Source organism: Salipiger sp. PrR003 (genome assembly GCF_010500785.1).
Lineage (GTDB): Bacteria > Pseudomonadota > Alphaproteobacteria > Rhodobacterales > Rhodobacteraceae > Salipiger > Salipiger pacificus_A.
Window position 1 is genome coordinate 313,916 of the sequence record NZ_JAAGOV010000032.1, and the last position, 10,763, is coordinate 324,678.

At 66.7% G+C, this 10,763-nt stretch carries 10 protein-coding genes and 2 pseudogenes; 3 read left to right on the plus strand and 9 right to left on the minus strand.

The window, feature by feature from the left end:
* Position 1: 1 nt before the first annotated feature.
* Genes G0D83_RS09100 through G0D83_RS09115 form a run of 4 tightly spaced genes read right to left on the minus strand, consistent with a single transcriptional unit; the run spans position 2 to position 3,213 of the window.
* The gene (locus G0D83_RS09100; protein WP_108968811.1) at positions 2 to 589 is read right to left on the minus strand and encodes a TRAP transporter small permease; all 588 of its coding nucleotides are present in this window, start codon (positions 587 to 589) and stop codon (positions 2 to 4) included.
* A gap of 49 nt (positions 590 to 638) precedes the next feature.
* On the minus strand, positions 639 to 1,139 hold the full coding sequence (locus tag G0D83_RS09105) for a flavin reductase family protein (RefSeq protein ID WP_164192305.1): 501 nt from the start codon (positions 1,137 to 1,139) through the stop codon (positions 639 to 641).
* Between the two features lie 5 nt (positions 1,140 to 1,144).
* Positions 1,145 to 2,059 carry an aldo/keto reductase family oxidoreductase gene (locus G0D83_RS09110; RefSeq protein ID WP_164192309.1) on the minus strand — a complete coding sequence of 305 codons (915 nt, stop codon included), beginning with the start codon at positions 2,057 to 2,059 and terminating at the stop codon, positions 1,145 to 1,147.
* Positions 2,059 to 3,213: an LLM class flavin-dependent oxidoreductase gene (locus tag G0D83_RS09115; protein WP_164192313.1), complete on the minus strand. Its 1,155-nt coding sequence runs from the start codon at positions 3,211 to 3,213 to the stop codon at positions 2,059 to 2,061. The genes G0D83_RS09110 and G0D83_RS09115 overlap by 1 nt, the downstream gene beginning before the upstream one ends.
* A 112-nt stretch (positions 3,214 to 3,325) precedes the next feature.
* On the opposite strand from G0D83_RS09115, the gene G0D83_RS09120 reads away from it, so the two are divergent.
* The 3 genes and pseudogenes from G0D83_RS09120 to G0D83_RS09130 all read left to right on the plus strand — a co-directional run.
* The gene (locus tag G0D83_RS09120; RefSeq protein ID WP_164192316.1) at positions 3,326 to 4,051 is read left to right on the plus strand and encodes a GntR family transcriptional regulator; all 726 of its coding nucleotides are present in this window, start codon (positions 3,326 to 3,328) and stop codon (positions 4,049 to 4,051) included.
* 18 nt (positions 4,052 to 4,069) lie between these two features.
* A complete protein-coding gene (locus G0D83_RS09125; protein WP_164192319.1) occupies positions 4,070 to 5,212 on the plus strand; it encodes a Gfo/Idh/MocA family protein in 1,143 nt (380 codons plus the stop codon).
* Between the two features lie 27 nt (positions 5,213 to 5,239).
* A pseudogene (locus tag G0D83_RS09130) lies at positions 5,240 to 5,483 on the plus strand (IS5/IS1182 family transposase); the annotation flags it as partial.
* 49 nt (positions 5,484 to 5,532) lie between these two features.
* Here the strand turns inward: G0D83_RS09130 and G0D83_RS09135 are convergent.
* The 5 genes and pseudogenes from G0D83_RS09135 to G0D83_RS09155 all read right to left on the minus strand — a co-directional run.
* The gene (locus G0D83_RS09135) at positions 5,533 to 6,507 is read right to left on the minus strand and encodes a calcium/sodium antiporter (RefSeq protein WP_164192321.1); all 975 of its coding nucleotides are present in this window, start codon (positions 6,505 to 6,507) and stop codon (positions 5,533 to 5,535) included.
* 399 nt (positions 6,508 to 6,906) lie between these two features.
* The gene (locus G0D83_RS09140) at positions 6,907 to 8,061 is read right to left on the minus strand and encodes an alpha-hydroxy acid oxidase (RefSeq protein WP_164192324.1); all 1,155 of its coding nucleotides are present in this window, start codon (positions 8,059 to 8,061) and stop codon (positions 6,907 to 6,909) included.
* A 172-nt stretch (positions 8,062 to 8,233) separates the two neighbouring features.
* The gene (gene purU, locus G0D83_RS09145) at positions 8,234 to 9,118 is read right to left on the minus strand and encodes a formyltetrahydrofolate deformylase (protein WP_164192328.1); all 885 of its coding nucleotides are present in this window, start codon (positions 9,116 to 9,118) and stop codon (positions 8,234 to 8,236) included.
* A 110-nt stretch (positions 9,119 to 9,228) separates the two neighbouring features.
* Positions 9,229 to 10,503, minus strand: coding sequence for a serine hydroxymethyltransferase (gene glyA, locus G0D83_RS09150; RefSeq protein WP_164192331.1), 1,275 nt, complete (start codon positions 10,501 to 10,503; stop codon positions 9,229 to 9,231).
* Positions 10,504 to 10,520: 17 nt separating this feature from the next.
* A pseudogene (locus tag G0D83_RS09155) lies at positions 10,521 to 10,763 on the minus strand (sarcosine oxidase subunit gamma); the annotation flags it as partial.

The window sequence follows — 10,763 nt, forward strand, 5'->3', positions numbered from 1 at the left end:
GTCATTCGGCTCCCTGCGTGTTCGCCTGAGGCACAATGTCCAGCGCCCGCCCCGAGCAGAGCTCGGCCAGGTTGCGCAGGATCAGCTCGATGTTGACCAGTACCAGCAGCGCCATGCCCACGAGGATCGAGGCCATCATCCAGCTGCGCGGCACGCGGTGCCACTCGCTGAAATCAAAGGCCGTGGGAATGTAGAGCGAGGCCGAGGCGAAGCGCCCGCCGAGCCCGGTGACTTCCTTCCAGCCGATCTGCAGCGCGATGATCAGAACCATCAGGCTGACTGTCAGCAACACGAGGTTGAGCAGGCTCGCCGGGCGGCGCGGCAGGAGCGAAGGCAGGATGTCGATCGCCACGAACCCACCCCGGCGAAAGGCAGTCGGCGCCATGAGCCCGGTCATCCAAAGCATGCAGAAACGCGCGGCCTCGTCCGGCCAGGGCAGCGCGTTGCCCAGCACGTAGCGGCAGAACACCTGCACGAGGGTCACCGCCACCATCACCGCGATGGCCACGACACCGATGCCGCGACCGACTTTCAGAAGGTGGTCGTTGACCCAGGACAGGGGCCGGATCAGCCCGTCGAGTAGCACCATTCTCTCCTCCCCGTCATGCCGCGCCCTCCTCCAGGGCGTCGGCGTGCCGTCAGTTGATGTCGAGCCGCGCGACCCGCCCGGCGAAGAAAGCCAGCGGATCGCCCTGTTGCATGGTGGCGCGCAAGACCTCGCCGACGACGATCGCGTGATCGCCTGCCTCGTGCACGGCGTGGCGGCGGCAGTCGAAGCGCGCAAGGCAGCGCTCGAGCACCGGCACGCCGTCTGCGTTCTGCTCGAGCGCCGCGCCTATGAGCGCAGCGCCGTCCTTGGCAACGGCCCACGCCAGATCCTGCTGGTCGGCGGCGAGCACGTGGATGGCGTAATGCTCGGCCCCGGCAAACAGGTCGAAGCGGCTGGAGCTGCGCGCCGGCGACCAGAGCACCAGCGGCGGCTCCATCGAGACCGACGAGAAGCTGTTGGCGGTGATCGCGGCGCAACCCTCGGGGCCGCAGGCGGTGACGATGGTCACCCCCGTGGCAAAAAGCCCGAAGGCATCGCGCAGCGCCCGCCCGTTGCCCGGGTCGGGCACGAAGCTATGGGGCTGCGCCATCTGCATCAGGCCACCTCGCGGCCGAGCGCCGCCTCGTAGAGCTGGAACCACTGCACGCGGCTCAGCGCGACCTTGCGGGCGTCCGAGATTTTCGCGATGCGCTCCAGCGAGTTGGTGCCCAGCACCGGCAGGATCGTCGCCGGATGACGCAGAAGGAAGGCCACGGCGATGGCCGCGCGGTCGACGCCGAAGTCTCCGGCCATCGCGTCCATGCGGCGGGTCAGCTCGCTCTCGCCGGTCATCAGGCTGCCGCCGCCAAGCGGCGACCAAGCCATCACCGGATCCTTGCGGCGCTGGTGGAACGCCAGATCGCCATCGGTGAAGGGATCGACGCGGGCCAGCGAGATCTCGATCTGGTTGGTGGCCAGCTTGGTGTCCATCGCGCTCTGCAGCAGCTCGACATCCCACGGCCGGAAGTTCGACACGCCGGCGGCGCGGATCTTGCCCGCCTTCACCAGCCCGTCGAGCGCCGCGCCGGTTTCCTCGTGGTCCATCAGCGGATCGGGGCGGTGGATCAGCAGCAGGTCGATATAATCGGTGCCGAGATCGCGCAGCGAGCTTTCGACCGACGCCTCGATGTGGGCCTTCGAGGTGTCGTAATGCTTGCAGGCCACATCGGCGTATTTGCCGCAGGGCGCGACGATATCGCACTTAGTGACCACTTCCACCTTCTGGCGGAGCGCGGGGTCGGCCTTGAACGCCTGCCCCAGCACCGCCTCGGCGGTGTACTCGCCGTAGATGTCGGCCTGGTCGAGCGTGGTGATCCCCTGCGCGAGGCAGGCGTCGATCTTGGCGCGCACGTGACCCACCGAGGTGTCGGTGTCATCGCCGATGCGCCACATGCCGTAGACCAGCCTCGAGAAGCTGAGCCCCTCGGCCATGTTCACGCGATCGAGGGTGAAGTCGTTGCGAGTATCCATCAGCGGCGATCTCCTGCGCCGAGCGGCGTCTTCGGAAGGGTTTGCGGGACCCGGCCCCAGGCCTGGTTGAGCTGGCAGGTCTTGAGCTGCGGCAGCACGCGCGAGCCGAAGTGCTCGGCCTCCTCGACGTGCGGGTAGCCCGACAGGACAAAGGCCCGGATGCCCATCTTCTGCAGTTCCTCGAGCTTGCTCAGCACCTGGTCGGTCGATCCGACGATGGCCGCGCCGCAGCCCGAGCGCGCCCGGCCAATGCCGGTCCAGAGGTTGGGCTCGATATAGCCCTCGAGGTCGGCAAGCTCGCGATTGCGCGCCTGGTGGCTGACGCCGAGGCTGCCCGCGTCGAGCGCCCGTTCGCGGATTGCCTGCCCCAGCTCGTCGTCGAGCTTGCTGGCGATATAGCGGGCGTACTCCTTGGCCTCGGCCTCGGTGTCGCGGACGATGACATGGCTTCGGAAGCCATAGTCGAGCGTCCGCCCGTATTTCTCGGCGGCAGCATTGGCAGCTTTCATGCGGTCCGCGATGTCCTCGGTCTTTTCCGGCCACATCAGGTAGACGTCGCAATGCTGACCGCAAAGATCGAGCGCGGCGGGCGAATAGCCGCCGAAATACAGCATCGGCCCGCCCTGCTGGTAGGGCTTGGCGGGATCAGTGGTGAGGCCGGTGAAGTTGTAGACCTCGCCCTCGTAGTTGATCTCGTCGCGGTTCCACGCCTGCTTGAGGATCTCGACCACCTCGCGCGAGCGCTGGTAGCGGAACTGGCTGTCGGCCTTCTCGCCGGGGAAGTCGGACGAGATGATGTTCACCGTCAGCCGCCCCTGCAGCATGTGATCGAGCGTCGCGATGGTGCGCGCCAGCATGATCGGCTGCATCTCGCCGCAGCGCACGGCAGCCAGAAGGTTGATCGCGCTGGTGATCGGCGCGCAGCCCGCCACGAAGCTGAGCGTGTCCTGCCCCACTTGATAGGACGAAGGACACAGGATGTTGCCGAAGCCCTGCGCCTCGGCGGTCTTCACGATTTCCGAGCAATGGTCCCACGACGAGCGCAGGTCGCCGTCGGGCACGCCGAGGAACTGGTAGTCATCCGAGCAGAGCGCCGAGAACCAGGCCACCTCGACCGCGTCGAGATCGGCGGATGTAACGGGTACGACCGTCATGTTTTCCTCCCTGAAAACCTCCGAACTTTCCCTTTCACTACCCGCGTCCTTGATGTAGATCAATGGTGTATCAATTTTTTCGTTCGCAGCATCCGCAGGGGGAGGCGGAAACATGCAGGAAAAAAAAAGGAATTCCCTTCACCGGCCCGATGCGCTGCCGATCTACATGCAGATCAGCGAGCTGGTGATCCGCGACATCGCCGCTGGCCGGCTGGTCGACGGCCAGAAGCTGCCGCCCGAGCGCGACTTCGCGAAGGCGCATGGGACAACCGTACGGACCTTGCGCAAAGCCCTGTCGGAGCTAGAGAAAAAGGGGCTTCTGGAGCGCCGGCAGGGCTCCGGCAACTACGTGCGGGCCAGTGGCGAGGTTGATTCGGTCTACTCGATGTTCCGGCTCGAACACGCACGTGGCGGCGGCGGCTTGCCTACTGCCGATATTCTTTCGGCCGACTATCTGCCCAAGGATGCGCAGCAGCCTGCCTATGGCACGTCCGACCACGGCACCCGCTTCCGCCGCCTACGCTATCTCGACGACGTCATCATCGCGGTCGAGGAGATCTGGCTCGACGGCGGCGCGGGCAAGGTCCCGCGCGAGATGGTGCAGGATTCGCTGTACCTGACCTACAAGCGCGCCCTGCAGCTCTGGATCACCCGCGCCGAGGACCGCGTGGGGATCGGGCAGGTCCCGGACTGGGCCCCCGAGGCCTTTCCGCTGGAACCCGGCACCACCACCGCCTTCATCGAGCGCCTGTCCTGGGCGCAGGGCAGCGAGGCGGTCGAGTTCTCGCGCACCTGGTATGACACGCAAAAGGCGCTTTACGTCCAGCGCCTCATCTGAAGGGAGGAGGATTTCCCTATGACGACCCAGACCCTCGCGCGCAGCGAGACCCGGACCATCACCTACGGCATCATCGGCTGCGGCATGATGGGACAGGAGCATCTGCGCAACATCGCGCTGCTGGAAAACACCGCCGTCGGCGCAATTTTCGAGCCCGACGCCGAGATGCGCGCCCATGCCCGGCAGTTCGCCCCAAACGCGCGTTTCGTGGACAGCATCGAGGCGCTGCTGGAGGTGACCGAGATCGACTGCCTGCTCATCGCCAGCCCCAATTTCCGCCATGTGGAGCAGCTGCAAGCCATCGCCGGCAAGCGCCCCCTGCCCGTCCTGGTGGAAAAGCCGCTCTTCACTGATCCGGACCATGCCGCTGCCATCGACGCTTTTGCCGAAAGCTACCCCGCGCCGGTCTGGGTGGCGATGGAATACCGCTACATGCCGCCCGTCGCGAAACTGCTGGAAGAGGCCGAGGCGGCCACCGGCGGCGTAAAGATGCTGACCATCCGCGAGCACCGCTTCCCCTTCCTCGAGAAGGTCGGCGACTGGAACCGCTTCAACCGCTACACCGGCGGCACCTTTGTCGAGAAGTGCTGCCATTTCTTCGACCTCATGCGGCTTACGTTGAAATCCGATCCTGTGCGCGTGATGGCGATGGGCGGTCAGGCGGCCAACCATCTTGAAGAGACCTACGCCGGCGAGACGCCGGACATCTTCGACCATGGCTACGTGATGGTCGAATTCGAGAGCGGCGTGCGCGCCATGCTCGAGCTGTGCATGTTCGCCGAGGGCTCGCGCTACCAGGAAGAGATCTCGGCGGTCGGGCCCAAGGGTAAGATCGAGGCGCTGGTGCCGGGGCCGGGCCGCTTCTGGCCGGCGCATCTGGGCGCGCCGCCGGTGCCGCAGGTCATCGTCTCGCCGCGCGAGCCGAAGGGTCCCGAGGTGCGCGAGATCCCCGTCGATCCGACGATCCTCGAGGCCGGGGACCACAACGGCTCGACCTTCTACCAGCATCGCGGGTTCCTCGAGTTGGTGCGCGGCGAGCGCAACGCGCCCGAGGTCTCGCTTCAGGATGGCAAGTGGGCGGTCCTCATGGGCCTCGCCGCGCAGCGCTCGATGATAGAGGGACGCGCGGTGGATCTGAGCGAAGTGAACCCCGGCGCCTGACACGCCACGCGGGAGGGCGCGGGCGCGCTCTCCCATCGCCAAGAGACGATTGCCATCCAGCTTTCTGCCCGTCGCGCTCCGGGTCTCGCGAACCTGCTGCTGGACAGCACCGGCATCAAGTTCCTCGGCGACGGCGCCTTTGACACGCGCGGGTGGGATGCGGAAACACGGCCGCTCCGGAAGGAGCGACTGTCCCGCTGCACGGGCGCGCAACGACATCCTGCCGGCGACCCGACGCTTGGGCCGAGCTACGACCATCAGGGCCGACGGGGTGACGGGTCGGGCAGCACGGGCTCTCTGGCCGCCGCAGACCTAGGGGCTCAGGGCCAGAGCAGGTAGAGATAGGCGCCGTACCCGGCGAGAAGCACCAGACCTTCCCACCTGTCGATGCGGCGCCCCGTTGCGGCAAGAAGCACGAGCAAGGCACTCACGCCCACCATCAGCGGCGCATCGAAGCCGACGATTTCAGCGGGCACGGCGCTCGGGGCGATCACCGCCGTGATGCCCCCGATGCCGAGGATGTTGTAGATGTTGGAGCCGACGATATTGCCGAAGGCCACGTCCCCCTGCCGCTTCAGCGCCGCGATGACCGAGGTCACAAGCTCCGGCATCGAGGTCCCGACGGCGACAATGGTCAGCCCGATCACCGTCTCCCCGATGCCGAAGGCACGCGCCAGGGCAACCGCTCCCTCAACCAGCAGCGCGCCGCCAAGCACCACGAGGCCAAGCCCGGCAAGGGCGAGCAGCAGGGGCAGGATCAGCCCTGGGCGACGCGAGGAACGGCGAAGGCCCGGGTCGGCCTGCAGCAATGCCGCGCTCTTGTCGTGGATCGCGCCGTGTTCCCCCGTCGTGCGCTCCTGCCGGATGACCAGCACGATATAGCCCGCCAGCCCCGCGACAAAGATCGCGCCGAGAAGGCGGCCCATGGGCATCGCGAAGGCCAGTGCCGCGAAAATCGCCGCCACGCCGAGCATCAGCGCCGCGTCACGGCGGAGCGCCGCCTCTGCGACGATGACCGGGCAGATCAGTGCCGAGATGCCGCCGATAAGCAGGATATTGGCGATGTTGGAGCCGACGATATTTCCATAGGCAATGCCGGGCGAACCGCTGAGCCCGGCCTGCACGGACGTCACAAGCTCCGGCATCGAGGTCCCGAAGCCGACAAGCGTGAGGCCGATGACGAGCGGCGAGACACCCAGCCGTCCCGCTGCCTGCACCGCCCCCCGCACCAGCAAGTCGCCGCCAGCGACCAGCAGCAGAAACCCCGCGAGGAGCGCCCCCCAAGTCTCGATCATGTTGAGCTCCGACGCCGACCATCCGGCGCATTGCGGATGCAAGTGGCGATGCCTGTGACAGGCTTCAAGGGCAGGTCGAGTGCTGCTAGCACAATTCTCGCTGCACCCAAACTCTTACCGCCGACCCCGACAGGCCCCTGTGCGCATTCCGGACACCACCCTCCGCAGAGAGCGGCGGCAAGTCCCGTTCGAATATGCGCAACCTTGGTGCACGGCGGAGACGCTCGGCATGCGCCATCGTCGGTCGGGCCGACGGCAAGATGCGGCGCATTGGACTTGTCGCGCGCAGGGTCTCGCCGCGCGCCGCGATCATTGTGCCGCCACAGGGGGGCTAGCGGATCATTCCGAAAAGAACGCCGCCCACCGCACCACCCTGCCCGGCCAGACGTGGCCGGGTCGTCAGTGAGCTTGTCGCGCTGGCGCCAGCACGGCGCCGGAAAGCTCGCTTGGCGACATGAGCCCCAGCAGCCCTATGTCGCGGTGCAACTCCCGCTTCAGGATGCCGATGGCCTTGGTCACGCCGGCCTCGCCTGCGATGACCGCGCCATAGAGCATCGGCCGCCCGACCCAGACGAAATCCGCGCCCAGAGCCAGCGCCTTGACCACGTCGGTGCCGCGCCGGATGCCGCCGTCGACCATGAGGGCCATGCTGCCCGCCTCCTCGCGGGCCACCGATAGCGCACGCACGCCGCTGATCGCGTAGTCCAGCTGCCGCCCGCCGTGATTGGACAGGATGACCCCGTCGCAGCCGAGCTTGCGCGCCTCGGCCACATCGAGCGGCGAGAGCAGTCCCTTGATCAGCAGCCGCCCCTTCCACAGATCGCGGATCCGCGCGACGTGCTGCCAGTTCAGATGATCCTTGCGTCCGAAGTCACGTGCAGCGCGCTGCGACACGATCGGCGCGCCCCGTTCGGCAAAGGAATTCTCGAAATGCGGCATTCCGCGCGTCATCAGGCCGCGCAGGAAGGTGCCGAAAACCCAGCGGGGGTGCAGACCAAAGTCCCAGAGCAGCCTTGGGGTGACCCTCAAAGGCGTCGAGAAGCCGGAGCGAATGTTGTTCTCGCGGTTGGCCAGCACCGCGGTGTCCGCGGTGAGCACCAGCGTCTCGTGACCCGCCTTGCGGACCCGCTCGATCAGGGCGCGGATACGGTCGTCTTCGCCGGGCAGATAGGCCTGGAACCAGCCTTGCGGATTGGCCTCACGCACCCGCTCGAGCGGGGTCAGCGACGAGCCACTGAGAATGTAGGGAATACCTTCGGCCGCCGCGGCCCGGGCCATCGCCACATCTCCGTCCAGCGCCATGAGCGCAGCGATTCCCATGGGGGCGATCCCGAAAGGCGCCTGCCACTCGCGGCCGAACAGAGGATGCATCAGGCTGCGCCCTTCGACGCCGCGCAGCACGCGGGGCACCAGCCGGTACTCCGAAAACACCGCGCGATTGTCGGCCCGCGCGGCGGTGGTCTCGGTGCCACCGGAAATATAGCCGAACAGCGGCCGCGGCAGGCGCCGCCGCGCCGGGGCTTCGAAATCATTGAGGCTCAGCAGCTTGGTCATCGGGTCCCTCCGTCGCCGCCGAACCTAGGCGGGTTCGCAGGGCAGGAAAACTGCAAAACCGACGTGAGCGGCCAGGCTTTTCGACGTGCTGCAAGACGCCCGGCATGCGGACACATGAACTGTGGACTCCCGCCGCCGCCCCTCACGTCGCGCGGGGGGCTGAGGCGGAACCTCAGCCCATCCGTTCCGATGCATGCTCCCCGGGGCTTGCCGGGAAGACGACGGTCTTGTCGCCATTGAGGAAGACCCGGCGGTGAATATGCGCGTGAATGGCGCGTGCGAGCACCTGGCTCTCGACGTCGCGGCCCAGGCTGACGTAGTCGTCGGCGCTCTGGGCATGCGTCACGCGGATCGTGTCCTGCTCGATGATCGGCCCCTCGTCGAGATCGGCGGTCACGTAGTGCGAGGTTGCGCCGATCAGCTTCACACCGCGCTCGAAGGCCTGCTTGTAAGGGTTCGCGCCCTTGAAGCTGGGCAGGAAGGAGTGGTGGATGTTGATGATACGGCCCGACATCTTGCGGCACATCTCGTCCGACAGGATTTGCATGTAGCGGGCGAGGATGATCAGATCCGCGCCCGTATCCTCGACCACGCGCAGGATCGCGGCTTCGGCCTCGGGCTTGTTCTGCTTGGTCACCTTGATGCAGTGGAACGGCAGGTCATGGTTCACCACCACCTTCTGATAGTCCATGTGGTTGGAGATGACCGCCACGATGTCCACCGGCAACGCGCCGATCCGCCAACGGTAGAGCAGATCGTTCAGGCAGTGTCCGAAGCGGCTGACCATGATCACCACCTTCATCTTCTCCGACGGGTCGTGGAAGGCGAAGTCGGCCCCCAGCCGTGCGGCGATCTCGGTAAAGCCGTCGCTCAGCGCCTCCTGCGTCACCCCCTGCTCCGACACGAAACTGAGGCGCATGAAGAAACGGTCATTCTCGATGTCCGAGAACTGCGAGCTGTCATGGATGTTGCAGCCCCGCTCGGCGAGATAGGTGGAGATCGCGGCCACGACGCCAGAGCGGACGGGGCAGGCAACGGTGAGGATGATCTTGGACATGTCTGTTGGACTCTGTTTGAGCATCGGCCCGGAAACGGGCCCGGGCGCTTGAGGTTGCGTTCATTGGCCCCGCCCGAACGTGCGGGCGGGACAGGAGCCTTTGCCTGCGATCAGGCCGTGGTCGCGTAGATCGGGAAGTCGTCGCAGAGCGCCTGCACTTCCGCCCGCACCATGGCCTCGACCTCGGCGTTCCCCTCGGGGTCCTGCGCCAAGGCGTCGATGACCCGCAGGATCAGCCCGCCGATCAGCTCGAACTCGGCCTCGCGGAAGCCGCGCGTGGTGCCCGCCGAGGTGCCGAGCCGGATGCCCGAGGTCACGAAGGGCTTCTGCGGATCATTGGGGATCGCGTTCTTGTTGCAGGTCAGCCCTGCCCGCTCGAGCGCGATCTCGGCGGCCTTGCCGGTCACCCCCTTGGGCTGCAGGTCGACCAGCACCATGTGGCTGTCGGTGCCGCCCGAGACGATGCCCAGCCCGCCGACCATCAGCACGTCGGCCAGCGCCTTGGCGTTCTCGATGACCTGACCGGCATAGTCGGCAAATTCCGGCTGCAGCGCCTCGCCGAAGGCCACCGCCTTGGCGGCGATCACATGCATCAGCGGGCCGCCCTGGTTGCCGGGGAAGACGGCGGAGTTGAGCTTCTTCGCCAGCGCCTCGTCGTTGGTGAGGATGACACCGCCGCGCGGGCCGCGCAGGGTCTTGTGGGTGGTCGAGGTCGCGACATGGGCATGGGGCACCGGGTTCGGATACGTGCCGCCGGCGATCAGCCCGGCGTAATGCGCCATGTCGACCATCAGGTAGGCGCCGACCTCGTCGGCGATCTTGCGGAAGCCCTCGAAGTCGATCCGGCGGGGATAGGCCGAGGCGCCCGCCACGATCAGCTTGGGCCTGGTCTCCAGCGCCTTTTCGCGCACCTTCTCCATGTCGATCAGGTGGCTGTCTGCATCGACCTCGTAAGAGACCACGTCGAACCATTTGCCCGACATGGTGACCGGCGAGCCGTGCGTCAGGTGGCCGCCATGGGCCAGCGACAGCCCCATGATCCGGTCGCCCGGCTCGAGCAGCGCGAGGAACACCGCCTGGTTGGCCTGCGCGCCGGAGTGCGGCTGGACGTTGACGTATTCCGCGCCGAAGAGCTGCTTGAGGCGGTCGATGGCAATCTGCTCGACCGTATCCACGTGCTCGCAGCCGCCGTAGTAGCGCTTGCCGGGATAGCCTTCGGCGTACTTGTTGGTCAGCACCGAGCCTTGCGCCGCCAGGACGTTCGCAGAGACGATGTTCTCCGAAGCGATGAGCTCGATCTGGCTTTGCTGACGGGTCAGTTCCGCGGCGACGGCGGTGGCGATAGCGGCATCCGAAATGCCGCCCTTGGGCAGTCTGTTGAACATGGGATTATCCCTTCAGGTCAGAGAGTTTCAGCGGCAAGTTCGCGTGCTCCGACCTGCAAGAGGTGGAGCAGGTGCGGGGCGAAGCTGTTCCACACGTCGATGCGGAAGCGGGTCTCGGCGTCGCGCCAGAGGATCACGGTGGCGCCGTCGAAGAGCGTGCGGCGGGCGGAGCCGACCGGGATGGCGTCGATGTCGCGGGCGCATCCGATGGTCATCAGCTCGGCGGCGCGCGGGCCTTCGATGACGAAGCTCACCTCGCG

Coding starts and splice junctions, on each gene's coding strand:
- G0D83_RS09100 (WP_108968811.1), bottom strand. CDS start 589: ATGGTGCTACTCGACGGGCTGATCCGGCCCCTGTCCTGGGTCAACGAC.
- G0D83_RS09105 (WP_164192305.1), bottom strand. CDS start 1,139: ATGGCGCAGCCCCATAGCTTCGTGCCCGACCCGGGCAACGGGCGGGCG.
- G0D83_RS09110 (WP_164192309.1), bottom strand. CDS start 2,059: ATGGATACTCGCAACGACTTCACCCTCGATCGCGTGAACATGGCCGAG.
- G0D83_RS09115 (WP_164192313.1), bottom strand. CDS start 3,213: ATGACGGTCGTACCCGTTACATCCGCCGATCTCGACGCGGTCGAGGTG.
- G0D83_RS09120 (WP_164192316.1), top strand. CDS start 3,326: ATGCAGGAAAAAAAAAGGAATTCCCTTCACCGGCCCGATGCGCTGCCG.
- G0D83_RS09125 (WP_164192319.1), top strand. CDS start 4,070: ATGACGACCCAGACCCTCGCGCGCAGCGAGACCCGGACCATCACCTAC.
- G0D83_RS09135 (WP_164192321.1), bottom strand. CDS start 6,507: ATGATCGAGACTTGGGGGGCGCTCCTCGCGGGGTTTCTGCTGCTGGTC.
- G0D83_RS09140 (WP_164192324.1), bottom strand. CDS start 8,061: ATGACCAAGCTGCTGAGCCTCAATGATTTCGAAGCCCCGGCGCGGCGG.
- purU (WP_164192328.1), bottom strand. CDS start 9,118: ATGTCCAAGATCATCCTCACCGTTGCCTGCCCCGTCCGCTCTGGCGTC.
- glyA (WP_164192331.1), bottom strand. CDS start 10,503: ATGTTCAACAGACTGCCCAAGGGCGGCATTTCGGATGCCGCTATCGCC.